General features: G+C 67.3%; 24 protein-coding genes. 13 read left to right on the top strand and 11 right to left on the bottom strand.

Annotation, left to right across the window (positions count from 1 at the left end; translation table 11 throughout):
* Positions 1-80: 80 nt before the first annotated feature.
* The 3 genes from EKM57_RS07460 to EKM57_RS07450 all read right to left on the bottom strand — a co-directional run bounded on the left by EKM57_RS07460 (position 81) and on the right by EKM57_RS07450 (position 1975).
* Complete coding sequence (locus EKM57_RS07460) at positions 81-1142, bottom strand: glycosyltransferase family 4 protein (RefSeq protein WP_129791876.1); 1062 nt, start codon at positions 1140-1142, stop codon at positions 81-83.
* Between the two features lie 61 nt (positions 1143-1203).
* Positions 1204-1629, bottom strand: coding sequence for a hypothetical protein (locus EKM57_RS07455; protein ID WP_129791875.1), 426 nt, complete (start codon positions 1627-1629; stop codon positions 1204-1206).
* 157 nt (positions 1630-1786) lie between these two features.
* On the bottom strand, positions 1787-1975 hold the full coding sequence (locus EKM57_RS07450; protein ID WP_129791874.1) for a hypothetical protein: 189 nt from the start codon (positions 1973-1975) through the stop codon (positions 1787-1789).
* Positions 1976-2199: 224 nt separating this feature from the next.
* Here EKM57_RS07450 and EKM57_RS07445 point away from each other — a divergent pair, with 224 nt between their 5' ends.
* Positions 2200-3546 carry an MFS transporter gene (locus tag EKM57_RS07445; RefSeq protein WP_129791873.1) on the top strand — a complete coding sequence of 449 codons (1347 nt, stop codon included), beginning with the start codon at positions 2200-2202 and terminating at the stop codon, positions 3544-3546.
* Between the two features lie 4 nt (positions 3547-3550).
* On the opposite strand, the gene EKM57_RS07440 is transcribed toward EKM57_RS07445, so the two are convergent.
* From EKM57_RS07440 to EKM57_RS07430, 3 genes are all read right to left on the bottom strand, one after another.
* On the bottom strand, positions 3551-5128 hold the full coding sequence (locus EKM57_RS07440) for a peptide chain release factor 3 (RefSeq protein ID WP_129792106.1): 1578 nt from the start codon (positions 5126-5128) through the stop codon (positions 3551-3553).
* A 336-nt stretch (positions 5129-5464) separates the two neighbouring features.
* Positions 5465-6196, bottom strand: a complete 732-nt coding sequence (locus EKM57_RS07435; protein WP_129791872.1) for an extensin family protein — start codon at positions 6194-6196, stop codon at positions 5465-5467.
* 33 nt (positions 6197-6229) lie between these two features.
* Complete coding sequence (locus tag EKM57_RS07430; RefSeq protein ID WP_129791871.1) at positions 6230-6985, bottom strand: NUDIX domain-containing protein; 756 nt, start codon at positions 6983-6985, stop codon at positions 6230-6232.
* Between the two features lie 188 nt (positions 6986-7173).
* Here EKM57_RS07430 and EKM57_RS07425 point away from each other — a divergent pair, with 188 nt between their 5' ends.
* Together EKM57_RS07425 and EKM57_RS07420 are read left to right on the top strand one after the other, a co-directional pair.
* Positions 7174-8040 (top strand): bile acid:sodium symporter family protein, encoded by an 867-nt coding sequence (locus EKM57_RS07425; protein WP_206185338.1) that lies wholly within the window; start codon positions 7174-7176, stop codon positions 8038-8040.
* 55 nt (positions 8041-8095) lie between these two features.
* On the top strand, positions 8096-9367 hold the full coding sequence (locus tag EKM57_RS07420) for a multidrug effflux MFS transporter (protein WP_129791869.1): 1272 nt from the start codon (positions 8096-8098) through the stop codon (positions 9365-9367).
* 12 nt (positions 9368-9379) lie between these two features.
* Here EKM57_RS07420 and EKM57_RS07415 read toward each other — a convergent pair whose 3' ends face one another.
* Both EKM57_RS07415 and EKM57_RS07410 read right to left on the bottom strand, forming a co-directional pair.
* The gene (locus EKM57_RS07415) at positions 9380-11041 is read right to left on the bottom strand and encodes a GMC family oxidoreductase (protein WP_129791868.1); all 1662 of its coding nucleotides are present in this window, start codon (positions 11039-11041) and stop codon (positions 9380-9382) included.
* Positions 11042-11064: 23 nt separating this feature from the next.
* Entirely contained in the window at positions 11065-11907 is an 843-nt protein-coding gene (locus EKM57_RS07410) for a p-hydroxycinnamoyl CoA hydratase/lyase (RefSeq protein ID WP_129791867.1), read from the bottom strand.
* 181 nt (positions 11908-12088) lie between these two features.
* Here EKM57_RS07410 and EKM57_RS07405 point away from each other — a divergent pair, with 181 nt between their 5' ends.
* The 4 genes from EKM57_RS07405 (at position 12089) to EKM57_RS07390 (ending at position 15967) form a co-directional block, all read left to right on the top strand.
* The gene (locus tag EKM57_RS07405; protein WP_129791866.1) at positions 12089-12862 is read left to right on the top strand and encodes a glutathione S-transferase family protein; all 774 of its coding nucleotides are present in this window, start codon (positions 12089-12091) and stop codon (positions 12860-12862) included.
* Complete coding sequence (locus EKM57_RS07400; RefSeq protein ID WP_129791865.1) at positions 12859-13629, top strand: glutathione S-transferase family protein; 771 nt, start codon at positions 12859-12861, stop codon at positions 13627-13629. Before EKM57_RS07405 ends, EKM57_RS07400 begins: the two co-directional genes overlap by 4 nt.
* 12 nt (positions 13630-13641) lie before the next feature.
* On the top strand, positions 13642-15201 hold the full coding sequence (locus EKM57_RS07395) for an AMP-binding protein (protein WP_129791864.1): 1560 nt from the start codon (positions 13642-13644) through the stop codon (positions 15199-15201).
* Positions 15202-15301: 100 nt separating this feature from the next.
* Positions 15302-15967 (top strand): O-methyltransferase, encoded by a 666-nt coding sequence (locus tag EKM57_RS07390; RefSeq protein ID WP_129791863.1) that lies wholly within the window; start codon positions 15302-15304, stop codon positions 15965-15967.
* Positions 15968-16105: 138 nt separating this feature from the next.
* Here EKM57_RS07390 and EKM57_RS07385 read toward each other — a convergent pair whose 3' ends face one another.
* A complete protein-coding gene (locus tag EKM57_RS07385; RefSeq protein WP_129791862.1) occupies positions 16106-17122 on the bottom strand; it encodes an NAD(P)-dependent alcohol dehydrogenase in 1017 nt (338 codons plus the stop codon).
* A complete protein-coding gene (locus EKM57_RS07380; RefSeq protein WP_129791861.1) occupies positions 17115-18629 on the bottom strand; it encodes an AMP-binding protein in 1515 nt (504 codons plus the stop codon). The genes EKM57_RS07385 and EKM57_RS07380 overlap by 8 nt, the downstream gene beginning before the upstream one ends.
* 120 nt (positions 18630-18749) lie before the next feature.
* Here EKM57_RS07380 and EKM57_RS07375 point away from each other — a divergent pair, with 120 nt between their 5' ends.
* From EKM57_RS07375 to EKM57_RS07355, 5 genes are all read left to right on the top strand, one after another.
* On the top strand, positions 18750-20258 hold the full coding sequence (locus EKM57_RS07375) for an aldehyde dehydrogenase family protein (RefSeq protein WP_129791860.1): 1509 nt from the start codon (positions 18750-18752) through the stop codon (positions 20256-20258).
* 138 nt (positions 20259-20396) lie between these two features.
* The gene (locus EKM57_RS07370) at positions 20397-21266 is read left to right on the top strand and encodes an amidohydrolase family protein (protein WP_129791859.1); all 870 of its coding nucleotides are present in this window, start codon (positions 20397-20399) and stop codon (positions 21264-21266) included.
* A complete protein-coding gene (locus tag EKM57_RS07365) occupies positions 21263-22015 on the top strand; it encodes an SDR family NAD(P)-dependent oxidoreductase (RefSeq protein WP_129791858.1) in 753 nt (250 codons plus the stop codon). Before EKM57_RS07370 ends, EKM57_RS07365 begins: the two co-directional genes overlap by 4 nt.
* A 128-nt stretch (positions 22016-22143) precedes the next feature.
* Positions 22144-22977, top strand: coding sequence for a CmcJ/NvfI family oxidoreductase (locus EKM57_RS07360; RefSeq protein ID WP_129791857.1), 834 nt, complete (start codon positions 22144-22146; stop codon positions 22975-22977).
* A gap of 7 nt (positions 22978-22984) precedes the next feature.
* The gene (locus EKM57_RS07355; protein ID WP_129791856.1) at positions 22985-23749 is read left to right on the top strand and encodes a glutathione S-transferase family protein; all 765 of its coding nucleotides are present in this window, start codon (positions 22985-22987) and stop codon (positions 23747-23749) included.
* A 31-nt stretch (positions 23750-23780) separates the two neighbouring features.
* Here the strand turns inward: EKM57_RS07355 and EKM57_RS07350 are convergent, their stop codons facing one another.
* Positions 23781-24698, bottom strand: coding sequence for an SDR family NAD(P)-dependent oxidoreductase (locus EKM57_RS07350; protein ID WP_129791855.1), 918 nt, complete (start codon positions 24696-24698; stop codon positions 23781-23783).
* Positions 24699-24858: 160 nt separating this feature from the next.
* Here EKM57_RS07350 and EKM57_RS07345 point away from each other — a divergent pair, with 160 nt between their 5' ends.
* A complete protein-coding gene (locus tag EKM57_RS07345; RefSeq protein ID WP_129791854.1) occupies positions 24859-26304 on the top strand; it encodes an NAD-dependent succinate-semialdehyde dehydrogenase in 1446 nt (481 codons plus the stop codon).
* Positions 26305-26307 lie beyond the last annotated feature (3 nt).

Below are 26307 nucleotides of genomic sequence, written 5' to 3'. Positions count from 1 at the left end.
GAGACGTGCGTCGGCTTCAAGGACTCGAAGCTGCGCAAGATGATCCTCGGGCTTGGCGGGTGTGATCCTGGCGATGACGGTCAGGCCGCTGCGAGCACGAACGGCGGCGACGCGCGTGTCGCCTTCATGGACTGGAGGCCACGATAGATTTCCATATAATCCTCCGCCATGCGGGCGGCGGTGAACCGCTCCTCGAAGACCTTTCGAACCCCGCTGCGCGACAGCGACGCGGAGGCATGGACGGCGGCCACGGCCCCCTCGATGCTGTCGACCAGATAGCCGCTGCGCCCGTGCTCGACCACTTCGGTGGTTGATCCGTTCCGCCATGCGATGACCGGCGTTCCCGCCGCCATCGCCTCGACCATTACCAGTCCGAACGGCTCGGGCCAGTCGATCGGAAAAAGCAAGGCGCGGGCGCCGCCGAGGAATTCGGCCTTGTCCGCATCTCCCACTTCGCCGATGAATTCGATGAGGGGATCTTCGAGGAGCGGCTCGATCACCTCGGCGAAATAGGCCGCGTCCACTCGATCGATCTTCGCTGCGATCCTGAGCTTCATTCCGGCTCGACGGGCTATCTCGATCGCCCGGTCGGGTCGCTTCTCCGGTGAGATGCGCCCGATGAACGCGAGATAGTCGCCGCCGTCGGACTGGGGAATGAGGTCAAGCGGAAGGCCGTGATGGACTGTTCCGACGAAATTCGCATGGGGGATGGGCAGGCGCTGGTTGGCGGAAATGGAGACCAGCTTCATTTCCGGAAACGCACCGAAGATAGGCAGATTGTCGGGCAGGTCCTGGCGGCCGTGAAGCGTCGTCAGGCACTTCCCGGCCAACCCGCGGAAAAGCGGATAGTGAAGCAGGTCCACGTGGAAGTGGATGATGTCGAACTGATCCGCTGCGCGGAATATCCTGTCCAGCATGGCCAGGGTTGACGCAGTGTGGTCGTTCACTCCGCAGAGCCGCAGTCCGACCGGCGAGCAGGTGACCAGATCCGCCGACGTGACGGAGTCGCCGCTCGCGAAAAGGGTGACCTCGTGGCCCATCTCGACCAGCGCCTCGGTGAGCCACCATACGACCCGTTCGGTCCCCCCGTAGAGCTTCGGCGGCACCGCTTCGGCGAGCGGGGCGATCTGGGCGATGCGCATGGATGTGTTTCCTTCGAGCGGCGTTGAGCTTGAGGTCGGTGATTGCGGGCGGGATCGGACCTCAGGGATCGAGATCGTCGTCCGGCCGGACATGTCGGGCGGCTTCCTCTCCCTCTTTCCACTCGGCCCGGGCGATCGCCCTCACGGCTTCGAAGCCGTCCGCATCCCGCTGCAGAAGGCCTGCCCTCGCGGCCCAGCTGGTGGCGCTGCCTTCGAGCCGCCGTCGCCCGTTGGCCGTATCCATCGTCGCCGCGCGGGAACGATCGGCAGCGGCCCGGGCATTGCAGCCCGCAACACTAACTTCAGCCGCCATGTCGGAGTGCGGCGAAATTGGCCGCTCCGGCGTGGCGCGGCCGGGCGCTCGCGGGGCAACGACGGCCCGGCGGGCGGCCTCGGGAGGCTTCGATTCGCGCGTCGCCGAAACGCTGTCCTTGCGCTGCACGAGCCGTCTGGCGCGCGGCGGGTGGGAGTCGGTTCGACGGATCATGGACTATCACCTGTCTGGCAAGCGGGAGCACGACGAGCGTCTCTCTGTCACAGGATGCTTGCGTCAGGACCAGGTGATGACTTTCATATGGGTGCTCGGCGCGGATATACTACCACGCCCCGATGGTCCTGCGACGGCGCCGCGCCGACGAGGCGAGTTACAGAATGTTCTCGCCCTCCGGCGCGGAAGTCGCGCCGTTCACGGCGTTGCCGCCGGGCGAGGGCGCCGCCGGCTGGAATTCATTGCCAAGTGCCTCTTCCACCTCGGTCGCTTCCGTCTGCCCGCCGCCGCCGCAGGCCCCGACCAGAAGCCCGGCCGCGAGGGCCGCCACGAACGTGATGCGCATCTCTTCCTCCTGTGTTCCGCGATTCCGAACGGCGAACGAGGAGGCGCGTTCCCGAAAGGTGTGAAGGCGATGGACTCATGCGGGAGCGCTTCCGGCCCGGCGGACGCGAGGCTTCCGGCCACGACACGCTGCCGCGCCCTGCCTTTGTCTCTATAGCTGCCGCATGAATCGCGTCGAACGCCGTCAGGCGAAGGATCTTGGTGGGACTGTTGCCGGGCGGCTGAATGGCCGATCCGGCCGCCATGTCGGCGAGCCGCGTTCCGCCGTTGGGGGTGCGGGCCTGCGGGATGAGCGGTTCGGCCGGCGCGGCAATCGGCCAATCTGCGCCGCGGCGCAGGCCTAGCCGCTCACCGATGCGCTCCCCCGGCTCGACCCTCTCCCCGCTCACCCATGGGCTGTTCCGAGCCCTCTGGATTGCGAGTCTCGCCGCCAATTTCGGCAACATGGTGCTGGCGGTCGGGACGCAATGGCTGATGACGGCCATCGACGGCCGCGCCGACCGGGTGGCCCTGATCTGGACCGCCATGGCGCTGCCGATGATGCTGCTGTCGCTCGTCGGCGGCGCCTTCGCTGATCTGATCGATCGCCGCCGCCTCCTGCTCGGTGCCTATGGCAGCGCCGCGGCCGTCTCGGCCTTGCTCGCCTGGCTCGCCTTCGAAGGGTTGGCGACGCCCTGGATCCTGATCGGCGGGACCTTCGCGCTCGGCGTCGCGACGGCCTTCGCGACACCGGCTTCGCAGGCGAGCATCGGCACTGTGGTCCCGCGCGCCGAATTGGCCGGGGCGGCAAGCCTCAGCATCCTGGGCTTCAACGTCGCGCGGACGCTTGGTCCCGCGGCCGGCGGCGCGATCGTCGCCGCCGCCGGAGCTCCCGCTGCCTTCCTGTGCAATCTCGCCGCCTGCCTCGTCTCGGTCGGGGTCCTGCTCGGCTGGCGTCCGCCCCGCCCCGATCCGCCGGTGCGCGCTTCGTTGTCGGCCGCGCTTGCCGAGGGTCTGCGCTGCGTCCGGGACAGCGCGCCGCTTCGGGCGATCGTCGCCAGGGCGCTGACCTTCACCGTCGCCGGAAGCGCCGCCTGGGCGTTGATGCCGCTGATCGCTCGAGACCTTGCCGGCGGCGGACCGGAGCAGTTCGGCCTGCTGCTCGGCGCGCTCGGCCTCGGCGCCGTCCTCGGCGCCGCGGTGAGCCACGAGATGCGCCGCCGTTTCAATGGCGAGACGCTCGTGCGCGTCGCGGCGCTCGTCTACGGCGCGGCATGCTTGATCGTCGCCGCGGCGCCGGGCCTGGCGGTCAGCTTCGTGGTCCTGGTGATCGGCGGCGCCGGCTGGGTTCAGGCCCTTTCCGGCTTCAGCGTCGCCGCCCAGCTCTGGGCGCCTCGGCCGCTCGTCGGCCGGGTCACGGCGACGGTGAGCACGGTGACCTTCGGCGGGATCGGGCTCGGGAGCTGGCTGTGGGGACATGTCGCCGAGCCGGCCGGAATCGCGGCGGCCGTGGCGGGCTCGGGCGCTGCGATGCTTCTCGTCGCCGGGTTCGGCCTGCTCATGCCGATGCCGGGACGGCCCGAGGCGGAATGATCGATCAGTGCCGCTCGCGGATCGCCGCGAAGGTGATGCCCGGCCACTCCTTCGTGAAGCGGCCATGTTCCCAGTCATTGCGCATGAGGAGGACGAGCGCGCGGTCCTGATCCTCGGCCATCCGGTCGCGATGGGTCTCGGACAGGCGCTTGAGATCGGCCGCGTCGCTGGCGACCGGCCAGCGCGCGACCTCGAACGGGCTCGCCTCGAAGCCGAGCTTCACGCCATATTCCTGCTCGATCCGGGTGGCGAGCACGTCGAGCTGGAGCGCGCCGACGACGCCGACGATCCATTGCGATCCGATCGCCGGCTTGAACAGCCGGATCACGCCTTCCTCGGCCAGGTCAGCCAGGCCGCGCCGCATCTGCTTGACCTTGAGCGGGTCGTCGAGCCGCACGCGGCGTAAAATCTCCGGCGCGAAATCGGGAAGGCCGGTGAAGGCGACGTCACCTTTCTCGGTGAGCGTGTCGCCGACCCGCAGCGTGCCATGGTTCGGGATGCCGATAATGTCGCCGGGGCGGGCGAGGGTGGCGAGCTCGCGGTCGCGGGCGAAGAAGCTGATCGGATTGTGGATGGCGATCGGCTTGCCGAGCCGCGGCACGTTGAGCTTCATGCCCCGCTTGAGCGTTCCCGAGCAGAGTCGCATGAAGGCGACGCGATCGCGGTGGTTAGGGTCCATATTGGCCTGGACCTTGAAGATGAAGCCGGTGACCCGCGGCTCGTCGGGACGCACCGGCTCCGGCCGGGCCGGCTGGGCTTGCGGTGGCGGCGCATGATCGGCGAGGCCGTCGAGAAGCTGCTCGACACCGAAGCGGCGCAACGCGCTGCCGAAATAGACCGGCGTCAGGTCGCCGTTGCGGAAGGCCTGAAGGTCGAACGCCGGATAAGCCGCCTGGGCCAGGCCCGCTTCGTCCCGCAGCGACTGCGCAGCGTCGGCCGGAAGATATTCGTCGAGCTTGGCATCGTCGAGGCCGTCGCAGTCGATCCATTCGCCGGCTCCGTCTTCGCCGCCGTTCGGCGCGAGCAGCCGGTCGGCGGCGAAATCATAGAGGCCGTGGAACAGTCCGCCCATTCCGGTCGGCCAGTTCTGCGGACTGACGTCGAGCTGCAGCGTCTCGGCGATTTCGTCGAGCAGGGCGAAGGGGCTCAGGCCCTCGCGGTCCACCTTGTTGACGAAGGTGAGGATGGGAATGTTCCTGAGGCGGCAGACCTCGAACAGCTTGCGGGTCTGCGCCTCGATGCCCTTCGCGGCGTCGATCACCATGATGGCCGAATCGACAGCGGTCAGCGTCCGATAGGTGTCCTCCGAGAAATCCTGGTGGCCCGGCGTGTCGAGCAGGTTGAACAAGATGCCGCCGCGCTCGAAGGTCATCACGGAGCTGGTCACCGAAATTCCGCGCTGCTGCTCGATCGCCATCCAGTCCGAGCGCGCCCGGCGGCGATCGCCGCGCGCCCGCACCTCGCCGGCTTCGCGGATAGCGCCCGCCGAATAGAGCAATTTTTCGGTGAGCGTCGTCTTGCCGGCGTCGGGGTGGGAGATGATGGCGAAGGTGCGCCGTTCGAGCGCCGCGAGGTCCTGCAGGGCGCTGTCCCGCCCCGACGGGCCGGCTTCGCCGCCGGCGGCCGCCGGTTCGCCAAGAAATGCTTCGGTCACGCTGCCTCCCAATGCCCGACACCCTTGTGCCGCGGTCGCTCGTCTCGTCCCGTGGCACGCCCGGATTCCGCAGCGCCAGGCGATGCCGACGACGTGGGAATTTCGGGAGAACCGTCGGCCCGCCAATGCTGCGCCGAGTTCGAAACTTCGCGCTGCACATAGGGAAGAAAGCCGCGGATTTACAGGGGCCGGAGAAGCGCGGCGCCAGGCTCGCGGGTTCGTTCAGATCCCGCGCACGGATCTCGAGGGGAAACGGCGAGGCAATTACCGGCACGCCCGCCAGCCGAGCCGGCCGCGATCGGCCTGGTCGAGATGCAGATGATCGTGATGGGCCTGGTTATAGTCGGGCGACAGGACGGTGGCGAACAGGTCGCAGGCGCCGCCGCGAACTTCGCGCAGGAACGCGCCGCGCGCCCCGCCTTCGTCCCAGTGCGCAGCGACCCTGATCCGGGTGCCGTCCGTCAGGGTGAATCCGGCGACGTCGATCGCATTGGCGGTCGCATGCTCGCTCCAGTCCCCTTCGTCGCGGCCGTAGAGCCGGCGGCAGCTATAGCTTCCGAAATGCTCGATCGTCTCGACCGGGCGTCCGAAATGCTCAGCCGCCGCGGGCTGGACGACGTGCCATTCCCACAAAGCGAGCGCGGCGGCGACGGCGCAGTTGGTCCCCAGGCCGACCGGATGATAGTCGATCTGCTGCGCGCCGCCCCCGGTGAAGCGAACCGCGTGGCTGTAGCCGCATTGCGCGCCGCCGCGCCGCTCGGGCAGCGCGAGGAAGTTGATTCCGGCGCGATCGAGCAAGGCTTGGCAGCGTTCGCCCTCGTCGACGAGACCGACGAGCTTGCGGCCGGTGAAGCTACCGACCGGCTGGCTCAGGTCGAGCGGAGTCCATGGCAGGTCCTCGGGATGAGAGCGGGCATAGCCGTAGAGGAGCAGGCCGCCGAGCAGGAGGAAGCCGGTCAGGAGGAGATAGAAAAGGGTCCGCCGGAATCGCCGCATGGTGCCGCAACGCTGATTGCGGCGAAACGGCTCCTAGCTCCGCCTCGCCGTCTCCAATGGCTCGGCGGTGATGGGATAGCCCGCATCCTCGGGGATGCAGACGTGCGGCCGGCCGTGCCGCTCCTCGACCCAGGGGATGATCGTACGAACGGGGTGGCGCACCGCGTCGGCCCGCGCCTCGTCGATCGAGCCGAAGCGGGCGAGCCGCTCGAGGTTGCGCCGGGTTGGGAAAATGGCATGCGCCGCCCCGGCTTCGATTTCCCGCAATATGTCGGCCGCGCTTGCCCAGAAGACCCGAACCGCCTCCTGCGCGCTCGCGCTCGGTTCGGGCGCGCCGGCCGGCGCCGCGGCCAGGTAGAAATAGGTGTCGAACCGGCGCGTCTCGCGAAAATTCGGGCACCAGCGCGCGAATGGCGTCAGTGCGCCGAGCTCCAGCGCCAGTCCGTGCTGCTCGAGGAGACGATCGAGGGGAAGATCGCGCCTTATTCCTTCGCGAAGCGCCCGGACGCGCGCGGGATCGGGCTCCGGTACGATCGCCGGGGCGATCCCGGTCTCCTCGATCGTTTCGCGCACGGCGGCGATTCGCGCGGCGGCGTCGGGGAAGCCGGGCAGCCGCCCCGCCGCGTCATGGTCCTCCGGATCGATGCGCCCGCCGGGAAAGACCAGCGCGCCCGCGGCAAACGCCATGTGGCCGGTCCGCTCCATCATCAGCAGCTCGGGAGGGCCGACGCTTGCCTCGCGCATCAGCACGAGCGTGGCGGCCGGCATGGGTTCGGGAAGGTCGGGCATGGTCTGGATCGCTACGGCCTTGGCGGGGCGCGCGAAACCCGGTTTGTCGCCGGCGCCCCGGATGCTACCGCCGCGGGGGCGATGGCGGGCAGCTTGGCGGGGCCATCCGATCAGCACGCGAGATCCGGGTCCATGGCCGGGTTCGCCGAGTCGAGGGGAGTTGCATGTCGCCGGAAATAATTGCCTTCGTGCAGACGAAGTTCGTGCCGGGCGGGCTGATGCTGATCATGTTCAGCATGGGCCTGACCCTCGCGCTGCAGGATTTCGCATTGGTCCTGCGCGGCGGTCGGCAGGTCTTCGCCGGCCTCGGCGGGCAGCTGCTGCTCCTCCCCGTCCTCGGCCTCGCCATCGGTTTCCTCTTCCAGCTCCCGCCGGAGCTCGCGCTCGGGCTGTTCATCATCTCCATCTGTCCGGCCGGAACCACCTCGAATGCGCTCACCTTCGTCGGCCGGGGAAATGTCGCCTTGGCGGTCGTGCTCACCGCCATTTCGAGCCTGGTCACCGTGTTCAGCATTCCCTTTCTGCTCAGCTGGGCGCTGCCTTTCTTTCTTGGGCGCGGCGGAGACGTTCCCACCATCTCGGTCCCCCAGACCATCGCGCAGCTCTTCCTGCTCACCGTGCTTCCGGTCTCGATCGGGATGGTGGTCCGACGCTACGCATCGGGCTTCGCGGCGCGGATGGAGCGCTGGCTTCGGCCGACCTCCTTCATCGTGATGGTCGGCGTGATCGCTTTCTCGGTCGCGATCAGCCTCGATCTGGTGCTCGCGCAACTGGTCGGCGCCGGCCCTGCCCTCTGGACCCTCAACGTGGTCGCGACGATTGCCGGACTGCTGCTCGGACGCGCGATCGGCGCCAGCCGGCGGGATTCTATGACCATCGCCATCGAGGTGGGCGTCCAGAATGCCTCGCTGGCGATCTTCCTCACCCTGACCGTGCTCGGCAGCCTGCCGCTCGCCGTGTCGCAGAACATCTACGGCGTCGTCATGCTGATCAACGGCACGATCCTGATCCGCTGGTTCAATGCCCGGCTGAAGGCGGAGGAGGCACTCGCCTAGCGGATCCGGTTAGCAGGTCTTGCCTCGGTGTTGCCCATCACCCAAAGCGGCGCCGATGGCGCAGACGGACGGCATGAAGGAGGCGGCGGACGCCATTTCCGCCGCGGCGTCGCGGCGCGTGCTCGGGCGGCAGGTGCTCGTGCTCGGGCTGGTCTCGCTGTCGAGCCCGCTGGCGCTCAACATGTACGTGCCGGCATTTCCCGAAATGGCAGCCGACCTCGGCACCGATCCCGCCGCGATCCAGCTCAGCCTCACGAGCCTGCTCGCCGCCCTGGCTGTCGGGCAGAATATCTACGGCCCGCTGTCCGACCGCTACGGCCGCAAGCCGCCGCTCTATTTCGGACTCGGGCTGTTCGTGCTCTCCTCGATCGCGGTCGCCTTCGCTCCGACGCTCGAGGCGCTTGTCGCCTGGCGGTTCGTCCAGGGGCTGGGCGCCTGCGCCGCCATGGCCATCCCGCGCGCCATTGTGCGCGATCTCCATACCGGTCCGGAGGCAGCGCGGATCATGGCGCTCATGCTGCTGGTCACGTCGATCGCGCCGTTGCTGGCGCCGCTGGCCGGCAGCGCCCTCACCGCGGCCTTCTCGTGGCGCTACATCTTCTGGTTCATGGCAACGACCGGCGCCCTCGGCATCCTGATGCTTGCCACCCTCCTCCCGGAGACGCGGCCGCCCCACCGGCGGGGCCAAGGCGGCGCGCGCGGAATCCTGCTCGGTTACGGCCTGCTGCTGGGCGACCGCCATTTTCTCGGCCTCGTCCTGATGCTGGCTCTCTCCCAGGCCGCCTTCTTCGCCTATCTGGGCGGCTCGCCTTTCGTGTTCATGAGTCTCTATGGGCTCGAAGGCTGGCAATATGGCCTGCTGTTCGGGGCCAGCGCCGCCTTCTGGGCCGGCGCCGCCCAATTCGCGCCCATGGCGATGAACCGGTTCGGGGCGCGGCGCCTGCTCATCTGGGGTGCGGCCGCCAATGCCGCTGCTCTACTCGCATTGCTCACGGCGACCACGGCCGGCCAGGGCGGACCGGTGCCGCTCCTTGCGGCGGTGATCCTGATGTTCGTCGGTACCGGCATCATGATGCCCGCAGCGACCGTGACTGCGCTCCACCGGCACGGCAGCCTCGCCGGAACGGCGTCCGCGCTGATGGGAACGGCCGCCTATGCCGCGGGCGGTCTTGCGAGCGCGGCCGTCAGCGCGCTCGCCGACGGCAGCGATCGGCCGCTCATCGCCGTCATGACCTTCTGCCTCCTCCTCGCCTTCGCCGCCGTCCGGATGGCCTATGCCGGCCGACCGGTCGACGACGATCATCTCGGCTTGACGGGAAGCGGCTAGCCCGCCCGGCGCTCAGGCCGCCTGCCTGAGCGACGATCGGCCCAGGATCATGTCCGAAGCCTTCTCGGCGATCATGATCGTCGGCGCGTTGGTGTTGCCCGAGCTGATCTTCGGCATGATCGAGGCGTCGACGACGCGCAGCCCGTCGACCCCCTTCACCCGCAGTTCCGGATCCACCACCGCGGCCGGATCGCTGCCCATCCGGCACGTGCCGACGGCGTGGTAGAGCGTTCCGCCGGCCATGCGCGCATAAGCCAGCATCGACTCGTCCGTGTCGCCGAAATGGTCGGCCGTGCTGGCCAGATATTTCGCGATGGCCGGCTGGTTGATGATCCGCCGCGCGAGCTTCAGCTGTGCGATCGCGCATTCCTGGTCGAGCGGGTCGGCGAGATAGTTGGGAACGATCGTCGGATAAACGCGCGCATCGGCCGATTTCGCGTGGATCGAGCCCCGGGATTCGGGCCTGAGCTGGCAGGGCGTGCAGGTGACGCCCGGACTTCTCTCGAGCACCAGCGACTGGGTCCGCGCCAGCGCCTCCAGGTCCATGCTGGCCGCCATCAGGTGAAACTGCACGTCGGGATGCTCGAGCCCTTCGCGGGTCCGGGTGAACGCGACGACATGGGCGACCGCATAGGTGAGCAGTCCTTTCCTGCCGAACGCATATTTGACGATCTCGCGCGCCAGGTTGAGTCCGTGGGACAGCTCGTTGACCGTCTTATATTCGGGCTTCACCTGCCACTGGCAGCCGATCATATAATGGTCCTGCAGATTCTCCCCGACGCCCGGCACCTCGTGCAGGACCGGGATGCCGATCGCCTGGAGGACCGGCCCGCCGCCGATTCCCGACACTTCTAGGAGCTGCGGCGAGGCGACCGCGCCGGCGGCGAGGATCACCTCGGCATTGGCGCGTGCGACCCTGGTCTCGCCGCCCTGGACATATTCGATCCCGATCGCGCGTTTGCCCTCGAACAGGATCCGGGTCGTTTGCGCCTCGGTCTCGACGCGCAGATTCGCCCGCCCCTCGACCGGGTGGAGATAGCCGACCGCGGTCGAGCAGCGCTTGCCGCCGCGCTGGGTGAGCTGGAACCAGGTCACCCCTTCCTGGTCGCCGGAATTGACGTCCGGCACATAGGGGATGCCCGCCTCGACGCAGGCGTCGAGCAGCGCCTGGCTGACCTCGTTCTGCTCGGGGAAATCGCAGGTGTTGAGCGGGCCGCCGACGCCGTGGATGCCGCACTCGCCGCGCTCCTGATTCTGCGCGCGCCGGAAATAGGGGAGCACGTCGTCATAGGACCAGCCGGTGCAGCCCATCTGCGCCCAGCCGTCATAGTCCGCCGCCTGCCCCCGCACGTAGAGCATGCCGTTGATCGAGGAGGAGCCGCCGAGCACCTTGCCCTTCGGCCATTTGTGCGGACGCCCGCCGGTGCCCGGATCGGGCTCGGTCTCGTAGATCCAGTTGACCTTGGGATCGTTCAGCGTCCTGCCGAAGCCGATCGGCGTGTGGATCAGCAGGTTCGACCAGAATTGCTTGAGATTGTGCAGCGGCCGGTCGTCGCCGCCGGCTTCGAGCAGCAGCACATGGTTGGCCGGATCGGCCGAGAGCCGGTTGGCGAGGACGCAGCCCGCGCTGCCGGCGCCCACGACAATATAGTCGGCTTCAATCTCCTGGCTCATTCATCCTCTCCGTCCCCTGGGGATCAGTTCTTCTCCCCATTTCGCTTTCCAGGGTCGTAGGCCGCCAGTCCCGGCTTGTAGCTCTTCTCGTCGATGAACTGGCGGACGCCTTCCTTCCGGCCCTCGGTTCCGTCGAGGAAATTGGCCGCTTCCTGCGCGCGCACCAGATAATCCTCGGCATTGTCGTAGGTCATGTCCTTGACCCGCCGGACGGCGTCCTTGGCGGTTTTGACCGTGACCGGATTCTTCTCGAGCAGCACCCGGGCGAGCTCGGTCACCCGCGATTCGAGCCGGTGGAGCGGCACGCTCTCGTTGACCAGTTTCCAGGCCGCCGCAGTCCTGCCGTCGATCAGAGTGCCGGTGAGCGCGAGATACATGGCGTCCCGCATCGACAGGAGATCGACCACCGCCTTGGTGACGCCGCCGCCCGGGAGAATGCCCCAATTGATCTCGGACAGGCCGAATTTCGCCTCGTCGGCGGCGATGGCGAGGTCGCAGGCGAAGAGCGGCCCGAACCCGCCGCCGAAACACCAGCCGTTGACCATCGCTATGGTCGGCTTCTCGTACCAGCGAAGCCGCCGGAACCAGCCGTAGGATTCGCGTTGCGAGCGGCGGATGGCCCCCAGGCCTTCGGCTTCGGTCTCGCGGAAATATTCCTTGAGATCCATGCCCGCCGACCAGGCCTCGCCTTCGCCCTTGAGCACGAGCACGCCGACATCGTCGCGAAATTCGAGCGCCTCGAGCGCGTCCATCATTCGCCGGTTGAGCTGTGGGCTCATCGCGTTGCGCTTCTCGGGCCGATTGAAGCTGACCCAGGCGATCCGCTCCGCGACCCGACAGGTGACGACGTCCGCGCCTTCGCTCATGCCACCGGCCCTCTCCGTCCGGGCCGCCCATTTCGGACGGGCCCTGCGCACGTTCCGGGCGGGTCCGCCGCGGCATTGACCCAAGCTCGAAACTTGTATGTATTACATCCTAGTTCGGCCGAAGGGAATAACAAGCCGCGGCATCGAACCCCGGCAAATCGGGAGAGGCGCAGCCACCGGTATGAGCGACAAAGTCACCCTGTTCCACTGGGAACCCAATGCCAATAGCGGCAAGCCGATGCTGGCGCTCGCCGAGAAAGGCGTGCCCTTTGAGAGCCGCTACATCGACATGCTGAACTTCGATCAGCACAAGCCGGAATATCTGGCGATCAACCCGCAAGGCACGATCCCGGCGATGCTGCACGGCGACAGGGTGCTGACCGAGTCGACGGCCATCATGGAATATGTCGACGCGGCGTTCGACGGGCCCGCCTTGATGCCGCCGGACCCGCGCGACCGCTGGCGGGTGCGCTGGTGGATGAAGTTCATGGACCAGTGGCTCGCGCCTTCCTTCAGCATGATCGGGTGGAGCGTCTTCGTCGGGCCCGCGGTGCGCCATCGGGATCCGAAGGAGCTGGAGGCGGCGATCGAACGGATCCCTCTGCCTGAGCGGCGGACGGCATGGAGGAAGGCGATCTACAACCTCTTCTGCGAGGAGGAGATCGCCGAATCGCAGCGCCGCGTCGGCGTTGGAATCTCGATGCTCGAGGAAGCCTTGTCCAGGCGCGAGTGGCTGGCGAGCGACCAATATTCGCTGGCCGACGTGAACGGCTTCAACCTCGCCTACGCCCTGCCCTTGTCGCAACCGCATTTGTCGAACGAGGAGACGACGCCGTGCATCATCGACTGGCTGCGCCGGATCTACGAACGGCCGGCGACGAAGGCGACCTGGGCGCTCGGCCGCACTGAGATGGTGAAGCGGGTGAAAATATTCGAGCGGGAGGTACAACCATGACCGCCGCATTGTATCACGGCGAACCGAACGGCCCTTCGTTGACCGTGCTGGCCGCGCTTTTCGAGACGGGCGCCGAGGCCGATCTCATTGCGCTGGATCTGACGCAGGGAGAGCGGCATTGCCGCGCCGTCGTCGGCCGCGAGGTCGAAATGAGCATCGAGGGTGAGGGGCCGGTCCTCGTCGTCGAGGGCGAGGCGATGGCCGATTCCGTCTTCCTCGCCCAATATCTCGATGAATCGCGCGGTGGCGGCCTCCAGCCTGCCGACCCCCATGCCCGATGGGAAATGGAGATGTGGTGCCGCTTCATCATCGAGCGGGTGGCGCCGGCGGCCGCCTTTCTCGGCAACCGCGCGCACCTGACACCAAAGCTTCGCGCGATGAGCGACGAGGCCTTCGAGGCTCTGGTCGGCCGCATCGCCAGTGCCGACCTGGCCGAACGCTGGCGCGCCGTGCGCGAAGGCCGATATCCCGAGGCGCAGCTCGAGGATTCCCGGGCCAAGATCCGGCTGGCGGTCGAGCGGCTCGAGAAGAGGATCGAGGGCGACTGGATCCTCGGCGCCTTCACCATCGCGGATCTCGAAACCTATGCCTGGCTGGCGGGCATGGTCGATCTCGTGCCCGAGGCGTTCGCGGATGCGCCGATTACCCGCGCCTGGCTAGGCCGAGTCGCCGCCAGGGATTCGGTGCGGCAGGCCCTGGCCTTGTCACCGACCGGCGTTCCGATGAAAAGCTGGGCGCCCGGTCCGGAGATCAACCGCTGGGGGTGAGGGAGTGCCGGAGTGAGGGCCATCGACTATTTCGACCGCGGCGCCGCGGTCGATCCGACCCGGATCGCGATGCAGGATTCGGCTCGCGCTTTTACCTTTGCAGAGGCGCAGGCGCTGACGAAGCGGATCGCCGTCGCGATGGAGGATGCCGGCTTTCCGGGCCAGGCGCCGGTCGCGCTCTATTCGGCCAACAATGTCGACGTGCTGCTCGCCCTGCTCGGCCTGTGGCGCGCCAACGCCAAGTGGATCCCGCTCAACACCCGCAACGCCATCGATGCCAATGCCGCCTATCTCGCCTACGTCCGCTGCGAGTGGCTGTTCTACCATAGCAGCCTTGCCGGCGACGTCGCCGAACTGAAGCGGCGCGTGCCGACGCTTCGCCACTTCGTCTGCCTCGACAAGGCGCATGACGGCGATCCGTCGATGGAAGCGTTCATCGGCGGCGTGGACGGCGGGCGCTGGAAGGACCCGAGCGATCCTTTCGGCAATCCGGACGAGATCGTCGGCATCTTCCCGACCGGCGGCACGACCGGCCCTTCCAAGGGGGTCGAGGTCACCAATCTCGGCTGGGGGACGATGATCGAGACGGTCGGCAACGCCATTGGCGGTCGTACCGATCGCCCGGTCAATCTCGTCGTCGCGCCGCTCACCCACGCCGCCGGACCGGTCGCGCTTGCCACGATGCAGTTCGGCGCCACGCAGATCATCCTGCCCGGCTTCGATCCGCAGGCGGTGTTCGAGGCGATCGAGCGGCACCGCGTCACCCACCTGTATCTGCCGCCGACCGCCTTGTACGCCCTGTTGGGCCACGACCGACGCGAACGCTTCGATCTTTCGTCGCTGAAAATCTTCGTCCTGGTCGGATCGGCGGTGTCGCCGGACAAGCTTCGTCAGGCGGTCGAGGCGTTCGGTCCGTGCATGTGCCAGGCCTATGGTCAGGTCGAATCGCCGATGATCACCTGCTGGCTGCCGCCGGAGACGGTGGCGAAGGCCGCGGCGGGCGATCGGCCCGAGCTGCTCGCGAGCTGCGGCAAGCCGAGCTATTCGGTCCGGGTCGCCGTGATGGACGACGAGGGCAACATCCTGCCGCCGGGGGAGGCGGGCGAGATCTGCGTCCGCGGCGCGCTGGTCAGCAAGGGCTATTTCGAGCTTCCCGAGGCGACCGCCGAGTTCCGCACCTTCGGCTGGCACCATACTGGCGACGTCGGCCGCTTCAGCGCGGACGGCTATCTGTTCATCGTCGACCGAAAGAAGGACATGGTCGTGACCGGCGGCTTCAACGTCTATTCGGCCGAGGTCGAGGCGGCGATCATGGAGCTGGACGCGGTCCGCGAATGCGCGGTGATCGGCGTCCCGCACGAGCATTGGGGCGAGGCGGTCCATGCCGTCGTCGTCGCCGATGGGATCGACGAACCGGCGATCATCGCCCATGCAAAGGCCCGGCTCGGCGGCGTCAAGGCGCCCAAGTCGGTCTCGTTCGCCGATTCGATTCCACGCACCGCCGCCGGGAAAATGGACAAGAAGGCGCTGCGCAGGGAATATTGGGGCAACCAGCAGCGGATGGTGCACTGATCGGCGGCAGCGTTAAACGGGCGACGATGGTCCCGCGACTGGGGGCGGCAGGACAACAGGATCGTCTATTTCAAGCGGACTCGCCGGGAGGAGACAATACATGGATTCGGAAGAGTGGAGCCGCGTCGACGCCTGGTTCGCCGAGCGCCTGCTCGCCGGCGATGGCGATCATGACCGGCTGCTCGAAGCCAATGCCCGGGCGGGCCTGCCCGAGATCGACGTGTCGCCGCTCCAGGGCAAGTTCCTCCATCTCCTCGCCCGGGCGATGGGGGCGCGCCGCGTGCTCGAGATCGGCACGTTGGGCGGCTATTCGACCCTATGGCTGGCGCGCGCGGTGGGACCCGAGGGGCGGGTCGTCACGCTCGAATATGAGCCGCGCCATGCCGCGGTCGCCCGATCCAATCTCGTTCGCTTCGGAATGAACGATCGGGTGGACGTCCGGACCGGCGCGGCGCTCGACCTTCTGCCGAAGGTGGAGGCCCGCGGCCACGGGCCGTTCGACCTCGTCTTCATCGACGCCGACAAGGCCAATCAGGACGTCTATCTCGCCTGGGCGCTGAGGCTTTCGCGTCCCGGCACGGCCATTATCGGCGACAATGTCGTTCGCGACGGCGAGGTGGTGGACGGCGACAGCGTCAATCCCGGCGTCCAGGGCATACGCCGCTTCGTCGACCTGCTGGCGAGCGAGCCGCGGCTCAGCGCCACCGCGATCCAGACCGTCGGCGCCAAGGGCTGGGACGGCTTCGCGTTCGCGGTGGTGGAGTAGGTCTCTCGACACGCGGCTTCGACCCTGAGCGTCGCCGCAGGCGGCGTCGAAGGGCTCAGCGCTACTCAGGATGAGCGGAGAGTAAACCGCTCATGCTGAGTAGGCATTGAGCCTGGCGAAATGCCGTATCGAAGCACCTCAAACCGCGATGACCACCTTGGCGAACAGATGGGGCGACGCCTGGTACCGATAGGCTTCGGCCGCTTCCTCGAAAGGGAAGACCTTGTCGATAACAGGGTGGATGTCGGCCGCCTCGATCGCGCGATTGAGGTCGATCGCCATCGCCCGACTGCCGACCATGATCCCGCGCAAGCTCGCGCCCTTGACCATCAGCGGATGGGGTGCGGTGTCGCCGCCGCGGGTCATGACGCCGATCATCGCGATCTCTCCGCCCCAGCCGACCGCCTGCATCGATTGCGGCAGCGTACCGAAGCCGCCCACCTCGATCACCTTGCCGACGCCGGCTCGGCCGAACCGGCCATAGGCTTCCCTCCCCCATTCCTCGATCTGGCGATAGTTGACGAGCTGCTTCGCGCCGAGTTGCTCGGCCCGCGCCAGCTTGTCGTCGGAGGAGGAGGTGATGACGATGTTGGCGCCGCCCGCCACGGCGATCTGCAGCGCCAGGATCGACACGCCGCCCGTGCCGAGCAGCAGCACGTCCTGGCCGGGATGCAGCGGCGCCGCGCCGAGGACGAGACCATTCCAGGCCGTCACGCCGGCACAGGGCAGGGTGGCGGCCTCCTCGAAGCTCAGATTGTCGGCGATCGGAACGACGGCGCGCTCGGGCAAGGCGACATATTCGGCGAGCATTCCCGGCGCCGGCGGTGCGCCGAGGGCCGGGCCGGCGTCGGGCCGCGGCGGACCTTCGGTCCAGTTGAGGAAGAAGGACGAGGCGACCCGGTCGCCCGCAGCGAAGCGGGTCACTCCCTCGCCGACCTCGACCACCTCGCCCGCCCCGTCCGACAGGGGCACCTGATCCTGCGGGACCTTACCGCCGAAATATTTGCCGGCCAGGATCGACTGGTCGCGGAAGTTCAGCGAGCAGGCGCGGACTCGGACCAGCACCTCGGCCGGAGCGGGCCGCGGCACGTCGCGCTCGACCATCGCCAGGTCCTCGAGGGAGGTGCTGCCTTCGCGAAGCACGTAGCTACGCATGTCGGCCTTCCATCTCGCCCAGCGCGCGCTCGCGCAGAACGTGCTTCTGCACCTTGCCCGAGGCGGTCCGCGGAAGGCTGTCGGTGACGACGATCGAGGCAGGCACCTTGTATTTCGCGAGCCGCGAGCGGCAGTAAGCGGCGACGGCGCCCGGTTCGAGCGCCTCTCCGTTGCGCGGAATGACGTAGGCGCGCCCGACCTCGCCCCAGCGCTCGTCCGGTACGCCGATGACGGCCGCTTCGGCAATCGCCTCCATCTCCGCCAGCGCCGCCTCGATCTCGGCCGGATAGACGTTCTCGCCGCCGGAGATGAACATGTCCTTCCGCCGGTCGACAATGAAGAGATAACCGTCCTTGTCGAGATAAGCGGCGTCGCCGGTCCGGAACCAGCGCCCGCAAAAGGCCTTTTCATTCTCCTCGGGGCGGTTCCAGTAGCCGGGCGTGACGCTGGGGCCGGCAATCCACAGCTCGCCGGTCTCACCTCGCGTCAGGTCGTCGCCCTTCTCGTCGACGATCCGTGCTTCGACCGATATGTAGGGCAGGCCGCAGGTCCCCGCCTTGGCGACTTGCAGCTCCGGATCGTCGACCGGGACTCCGAAGTTCGATCCGGTCTCCGACATGCCGAAGCCGTTGGACATGGCGATTCCCGAAAGGATGAAGCGCTCGACCAGGGCCGCTGGGTTGGGCGCGCCGCCAGTGGCCAAGCGTGAGAGGCCGCGCAGCATGTCGGGCTCGAATCCCGGCTCCTGCCAGAGGCGCTGCGCCATTTGCGGCACGCAGAAATAGTGGGACACGCCGAGCGTCCGGTCCGCGAGGCGGGCGAGCGTCCGCGACGAATCGAAGCCGCGCGAGATGAGGACGCTTCCGCCCGCCATGATCGGGGTGAGGGTGGCGGCGAAAAGGCCCGCGACGTGGAAGAGCGGCATGTCGCACAGGAAGACGCTGCCCCGCCCGACATCGTTGCCCAGGATGAAGTTCGTGCAGCCGAAGAAGGCGTTGGCCGCGGTCAGGATCACGCCCTTGGGCCGGCCGCTCGTGCCCGAAGTGTAGAGCAGGGTAGCCGTCTCCTCCCAGGGGCGGCGTGAGTCCGGCGGCGGGGCCGGCGGGGCGCTGCGCACCAGTTCGGAAAGGGCGCAGATCGGGTGGCGCTCTCCGGCCCCGACCGGGTCGAACTCCGCATCGTGGAAAAGCATGGCCGGGGCGGCATCGGTGGCCAGCCGGCCGAGTTCGGCAGGACTCAGGCGCCAGTTGAGCGGTACGAATATGGCGCCGGCACGCAGGCAGGCGAGCTGCAGGATGAGCATCTCGGCGCAATTGCGCGCGATCGTCGCGACCCGCTCGCCGCTGGCCGGGCCGAGCCGCTGCGCGAGCCAGGCGGCGGTCTGGCCGACGTCGCGGTCGAGCTCGCTATAGGTCCAGCATCGCCCGGTCTCCAGGTCGGTGCAGGCCGGCGCGCCCGGTTGCGTGCGGGCGTGGGTCGAAACCGGATCGATGGTCGCCGCGATCATCCTCGTCCCCTTGCGCGAACCCGTTCGATTCGCTGCCGGAATTTGTACGCAACACTTCGTATTGCGCAAAGCCCGTGCTACAGGGATTCGGCATCCAGACAAGCTTCCCGGAGAGGTGATATGAACGAGATGACCCGCGTCGGCTCCGATCAGAATTATTCCGAAGAGGCCCGCAAGGCGCTGTCGCGCGAGCCCCGGTTGTTCATCGGCGGTGAATGGGTGGAATCGACCCATGGCGCCACCTTGCCCGTCATCGATCCGTCGACGGGCCGGGAGGTCGGCCGGTTCGTCGATGCGTCCGACGCCGACGTCGACCGGGCCGTGGCGGCCGCCCGCCAGGCGTTCGACGATGGTCGCTGGACGGACCTGCCGCCGATCGTCCGCGAGAGAATGATTCACAAGCTTGCCGACCTGATCGAGCGCCATGCCGACGAATTCGCCGAACTCGAGGCGATCGACAACGGCAAGCCGAAGAGCATCGCCGCGAAGGCCGACATTCCGGCCGCCATCGGAATGCTGCGCTACATGGCCGGCTGGACCACCAAGCTCGGCGGCGAGACGATGGCGCCGATGTCGGCGCCCAACGGTGCCTTCCATGCCTATGTCCGGCGGGAGCCCGCCGGCGTGGCCGCGCAGATCGTGCCGTGGAACTTCCCGTTGCTCATGGCGGTGCTGAAGATCTCGCCCGCACTCGCAGCAGGCTGCACCCTGGTCCTCAAGCCGGCCGAGCAGACGTCGGTAACGGCGCTGCGGCTCGCCGATTTGATCAACGAAGCGGGTTTCCCGGCCGGGGTCGTCAACATCATTACCGGCAACGGCCATACCGCCGGCGATCGGCTGGTCCGCCACCCCGACGTCGACAAGGTCGCCTTCACGGGATCGACGGAGATCGGCAAGCTCATCAACAAGAATGCGACCGACTCGCTCAAGCGGGTGACGCTGGAGCTCGGCGGAAAATCGCCCGTCGTGGTCCTCCCCGACGTCGACGTTGCGGCGACCGCGGGCGGCGCCGCCGGCGCAATCTTCTTCAACGCCGGCCAGGTTTGCGTGGCTGGCTCCCGCATCTACGCCCATCGCGACATCTTCGATAAGCTGATCGAAGGCGTCGCCGAGGCGGCGAAGGGCTGGACGGTCGGCCCCTCGCTCAGCCCGGAAAGCCGGATGGGCCCGCTCGTCTCGGACGAACAGCATCGCCGCGTGCTCGACTATATCGACCAGGGCAAGCAGGCCGGCGCGTCGATCGTCACCGGCGGCGACGTTCCGTTCGACCAGGGCTATTACGTCAACCCGACGATCATGGTGGACGTGAAGCCGGACATGAGCGTCGTGCGCGAGGAGATTTTCGGCCCCGTCGTGGTCGCGCAGAGGTTCGACGACCTGGACGAGGTGGCGCGTGAGGCGAACGACACCTGCTACGGTCTCGCCGCCAGCGTCTGGACCCGCGACATCTCGGCGATGCACCGCCTGTGCGCCAAACTGAAGGCTGGCACCGTCTGGGGCAATTGCCACATGATGATCGATCCGGCGCTTCCGTTCGGCGGCTTCAAGCAGTCCGGCCTGGGCCGTGAGCAGGCGCGGCAGGGCGTCGAAGCCTATACCGAGCTGAAGAGCGTCATCATCGCGCTGTAAGCGGAATTCCTCTCTCCTCGGGGCGAGGCAAGGGCCGCGAAGCGGCGAAGGAGAAGGGGAGTGGGCATCGCCTGATCGGCGGACGCCGCTCCCCTCTTCCCATTCTCTCTCTGGGGAGAGAACTGATAGGGAGACCTCATGGATCTATCGAAGCTCAAGGCGATCGACGTGCACGTCCACGCCGAGGTGTCCTGCCATCATCCCGAGGACCCTATCATGGGCAAGTTCCTCGACGCCGCGAGCACCTATTTCAAGGCGGAGCGACGGCGGCCCACCATAGCCGAGACGATCGCGCATTATCGCGAGCGCCAGATCGGCTTCGTCATGTTCACCGTCGACATGGAAGCGGGCACGGGCATCAAGCGCATCTCCAACGAGGAGATTGCCGAGGCTGCGCGCGAGAATGAAGATATCATGATCGCCTTCGCATCCATCGACCCGCACAAGGGCAAGATGGGCGCGCTCGAGGCCCGGCGGTTGGTCGAAGAGCATGGCGTCAAGGGTTTCAAGTTCCATCCGCCGATGCAGAATTTCCACCCCTACGACCGTATGGCCTGGCCGCTTTACGAAGTGATCGCGGAATATGGTCTGCCGGCCATCTTCCACACCGGCCATAGTGGCATGGGCACCGGCATGAAGGGCGGGGGCGGGATAAGGCTCAAATACGGCCAGCCGATGCTCGTCGACGATGTCGCCGTCGATTTCCCCGACATGAAGATCATCCTGGCGCATCCAAGCTGGCCGTGGACCGACGAGAGCCTGTCGATGGCGCTCCACAAGGAGAATGTCTTCATCGACCTGTCGGGCTGGTCGCCGCGCTATTTCCCGAAACAGGTGGTGCAATATGCCAACACCCAGCTTCGCAAGAAGATGCTGTTCGGGTCGGACTATCCGTTGATCCCGCCGGACAAATGGCTGGCCGATGCCGCCGAGGCCGGATTTCGCGAGGAGGTGATGCCGCTGATCCTCAAGGAGAATGCGGCGAAGCTGCTGAAGCTCGGGGTGTGACCGACTTCTCCGGTCGGCACGTCGTCGTCACCGGCGGCTCGACCGGGATCGGGCGCGCAACGGCCGGTCTGCTCGCCGCTCGCGGCGCGCGCGTGACCCTGATCCCCCGGAGCGAGGAAAAGCTGAGGCGGGCGGTTGCGGAAATCGGAAGCCACGCCGCCTTCGCGGTGGCCGACATGGCCGACAAGGGTGCCCTGCTTTCGGCGCTCGATTCGGCGGCGGCCGATTTCGGGCCGGTCGACGGGCTGTTCGCCAATGCCGGCAACGGCGGCCGCTTCTCACCGATCGCCGATTATGCCGATGAGGATTTCGAGTCGGTGGTCGCGGTCAACCTCACCGGACCGTTTCGAGCGATCAAGCGAGTCCTGCCCGGAATGATCGAGCGGCGCCGCGGCGCGATCCTCGTCACCGGCAGCCTGGCGAGCGAGCGCGGCATGGCCAACAACGCCGCTTACGTCGCGTCCAAGCATGCGGTGCTCGGCCTGGCCCGTGCCGCAGCCATCGAGGCGGCGCCCTACAATGTCCGCGTGAACTGCCTCATCCCCGGCTTCATCGCAACGCCCATGCTGGATGGGCTTGCGGCGGGCGCCCTGGGCCATCTTGCCGGACGGGTCCCGCAGGCGCGGGTCGGCACGGCCGAGGAGGTCGCCGAAGTCGCCGCCTTCCTCCTCTCGGATGCGGCGAGCCACGTCACCGGGCAGAGCTGGGCGGTGGACGGCGGCATGCTCGGGACACTGCGGCTGGACTGAATTCCGGCCCCGGTGAACGGCAGGCTCCGCTAGCCGCTCCCGAGCGAAGTCTTGCCCGATCTTGCCATTCTGATAGGTTGCGACACGTAAGTGCCACATACAAGTTATGGCGGATTCGGAGAGGAATCATGGCGAACATCGCGCGGCCGCCGCGAACCGTCGAGGCCGAGATCAACTATCTCGGGCCGATGGATTCGATGCCCTATTTCTATGCGAAGGATCACGCGCGAGACAATCTCATGCTCGAGAAGCATTGCGTCGGCATCGAGGATGCGCGCCAGGCCGATCCGGCGCCGAGCCTGGAGCGCGAGGGCTTCACGCTCGTGCCGCACCGTAGCGAGGTCGGCGATTTCACCGATACCCCGACGGTGGAGTCGATCTATCCGCGCGAGATCGAGGTGCTGATCCGTGAGCTCACGGGCGCCGACCATGTCGTCGCCCGCGGCACCGTCCTTCGCTTCGTCAGGAACGATCGGCGCGAGGCCTTCGTCAACTCGCTCCCCGCCGGCTTCGTCCATGTCGACGTGTCGCGGGAGAGCTTCGACGATTTCGCCGCCCGGAGCGTGGCGGACCATCCGGATCGCGGTGCCTTGCTGGCCGGCCGCTATGTCGGCCTCAATATCTGGCGCGTGCTGACGCCGCCACCGCAGGACATGCCGCTTGCCGTCTGCGCGGCGCCGTCGGTCACCGAAGCCGAGCGGGTGACCGGCGAGGCTCGGGTCGACGGAGTGGGAATCGAGGAATTTCGCTTCGGATCCTCGCTCTTCCGCGCCAGCCCTCGCCACCGTTGGTATTATTATCGCGACATGACGCCCGGCGAGGCGCTGATCTTCAAGCAATTCGATACCGCCGATCCGGAAATCGTCGGCTGTCCGCACGTCGCCTTCGCCGATCCGGGCGCGCCCAAGGACGCGGTGCCGCGTGCCTCTGTCGAGATCCGCGCCTTCGCTTACTGGAGATAGACCCACGATGGCCCTCAAATATTATCACGCGGAGCCGCTCGCCAATTCGCTGAAGTCGATGATCCCTCTGTTCGAGAAAGGGCTCGAGTTCGAGAGCGTCTATGTGAACCTGCACAAGTTCGAGCAGCACGAGTCCTGGTTCCTGGCGATCAATCCCGAGGGCCAGGTGCCGGTGCTCGATCATGACGGGGCGATCGTCACCCACACGACGGTCATCAACGAATATCTCGAAGACGCCTTTCCCGACCGGCCGCCCTTGCGGCCGAATACGCCGGCCGGCAACGCGCGGATGCGCTACTGGAACAAGTTCGTCGACGAGCATGTGATGAACTTCGTCTCGATGCATGGCTGGCACCGCCTGATCGGAATCATCGCGCGCAAGATCGAATCGGGCGAGTTCGAGAAGTTGCTCGAGCGCATCCCGCTGCACGAGCAGCGGGAGAAATGGCGGACTGCCCGCTCCGGCTTCAGCGAGGCCGATCTCGCCAACGCGACCCGCAAGATCGAGGTCGCTGTCGACAAGGTCGAGGCGCAGCTCGGGGAGACGGCGTGGCTGGCCGGCGACATGTTCACCCTCGCCGACGTCAACTTCTACAGCCATTGCGGGATGATGGTGGAGCGGATGTTCCCCGAGATGGAGATCGCCAGCCGCTGCCCCCGCCTGGTCGACTGGCGCGAACGCCTCACGGCGCGGCCGGCGGTCCAGGAGGCGCTGAACATGCCCGACCATACGGAGCCTGGGCTGCGCACCTGGTCGGGGCACGCCCGCTGAACGGACGGGTTCATCCTTCCGCCGAGCTCCTTCACGGCTCGGCATTCTTCCCCTTCTTGAGGGTCTGCCGGTCCCGCTCCTGGGCGTGGATCGGGTTGCGGAACAGCATGGCGAACATCGCCTTATATTCCGGATTCTCTTCGCGCTCCGGCACGGCGGCGACCATCGCTTCGGCGCGGTCCTTCACGCCGTCGTAAAATTCGTGATGGGTGAGGATATAGAGCTCGTCATTCTCGATGCCCTCGCGCACCCGCTCGCCGACTTCCTCCTTGGTCATGAACAGGTGCAGCCAGTCGCCGCCTTGCTGGCGCCTCCTGTCCGTCTCGGCATAGCCGGTGTCGGCATATTCGGGCGGCCTCGTCTTGCCCGATTCGGCGATGTTGGATTGGACGGCCCCCGGACAGAAGGCCGAGACGATGACGCCCCTGGGCTCCAGCTCCCCGCGCATCGATTCGGACAGGCCGATCACCGCCGCTTTGCTGGTCGTGTAGATGACGGCGCCGGGATGCGGCATCAGGCCGGACATGGACGCCGTGTTGACGATATGCCCGCCGTCGCGGTGACTGAGGATGCGCGGAAGGATCGTCACGATCCCGTTGATGACGCCGCCGAGATTGACGCTCATCGTCCAGTCCCAGTCGCCGAAGCTCGCCAGGTCGACCGGCCCCACCACCGCCACGCCGGCGTTGTTGACGAGCAGATGGAGCCTGCCGAAACGCGCTTCGGCCGCGTCGGCGGCCGCGGCGAAGGCCGCCCGGTCGGTGACGTCGAGCCGGAGCGCCAGCACCGCGTCCGTGCCGAGTTCGGCGACGGCCCCGTCGAGATGATCCTGGCGTATGTCGGCGATGACGACGTTCATGCCGGCCTTCTTCAGCGCCTTGGCGATGCCCAGGCCGATGCCCGAGGCGCCGCCGGTGACGAAGGCCGTCTTTCCGGGAAGATTCTGCATCCGCTCGCCCTCCTGTAGCAGCCCGTTTCCCGGTTCACGGGGCGGGAAACGCCGGCAATCGCCAAGACGGTTGCCGAACCCTCATTGTTATTCGTAAGCGTTCAATACAATTGGCTTCATGAAGCAAGGGCCGTGTCGAACGGCGTGAGAGGAGTAGAGTATGGCCGGGGCCGGGACGACCCAATATCCGAATCTGTACATGATCATCGACGGCGAGCGCGTCGCCGCCGGCGACCGACGCACTTTCACGGTCCGCAACCCGGCGACCGGCGATTCGCTGGGCGAGCTTCCTCTCGCCGGGCCCGAGGATCTCGATCGGGCCCTCGATGCCGCCGCGCGGGGTTTCAGGATCTGGCGGGATTCGACGCCGCAGCAGCGCGCTGCCGTGCTGCAGGGGGCGGCGCGCCTGATGGCCGAGCGCGCCGACGATCTCGCTCGGATCGCCACGATGGAGGAAGGCAAGACCTTCGCCGAGGCGCGGGTCGAGGTGATGATGAATGTCGGCCTGTTCAATTTCTACGCCGCCGAATGCCAGCGCCTCTACGGGCGGCAGCTCGTCCGACCCGCCGGGCAGCGCTCGACGGTAAGCTACGAGCCGGTCGGGCCGGTCGCCGCTTTCGCACCGTGGAATTTTCCGATCGGCAATCCCGGACGCAAGCTCGGCGCTCCGATCGCCGCGGGCTGTTCGGTGATCCTCAAGTCCGCCGAGGAGACGCCGGCCTCCGCGCTCGGAGTCCTCCAGGCGCTGCTCGATGCGGGCCTTCCCAAGGAGGTGGCGCAGGCCGTGTTCGGCGTGCCGGACGAAGTGTCGCGCCATCTGCTCGGCTCGCCGGTGATCCGCAAGCTGAGCTTCACCGGCTCGACGGTCGTCGGCAAGCATCTCATGAAGCTGGCATCCGAGGACATGAAGCGCACCACGATGGAGCTGGGCGGCCACGGCCCGGTGCTGGTGTTCGACGACGTGGACGTCGACCGGGTGCTCGACGTGATGGTGGCGGCCAAATATCGCAATGCCGGTCAGGTCTGCGTCTCGCCGACACGCTTCATCGTGCAGGAGGACGTTTTCGACGCCTTCGTCTCCGGCTTCGCCGAGCGGGCGAAGAAGGTGAAGGTCGGCGACGGTCTGGACCCCGAGACGAAGATGGGCCCGATGGCCAATTCGCGCCGGCCCGACGCGATGGAGCGGCTGATCGGAGATGCGAGGACCAGAGGCGGCAAGCTCCACGCAGGCGGCGAACGGATCGGCAATCAGGGCTATTTCTACGCCCCCTCGGTCCTCTCCGAAGTCCCGGCCGACGCCGAGATCATGAACGAAGAGCCGTTCGGCCCGGTCGCGATCCTGAATCCTTTTCGGAGTGAGGAGGAGATGATCGCCGAAGCCAACCGGCTTCCTTACGGCCTCGCCGCTTATGCCTGGACGAAGGATTCGCGTCGCCAGAAGGTCGTCGCGCGCGAGATCGAATCGGGCATGGTCGGGATCAATTCGGTGATGATCGGCGGTGCCGATTCGCCGTTCGGCGGTGTCAAATGGTCCGGCCACGGGCACGAGGACGGGCCGGAGGGTCTCATGGCCTGCCTCGTGCTCAAGGCCGTGCACGAAGGATAAGGG

This window comes from Sphingosinicella sp. CPCC 101087 (genome assembly GCF_004151485.1).
In the GTDB taxonomy this organism is placed as follows: Bacteria; Pseudomonadota; Alphaproteobacteria; order Sphingomonadales; family Sphingomonadaceae; genus Allosphingosinicella.
This window is presented reverse-complemented; position numbering and strand designations above follow the sequence as displayed.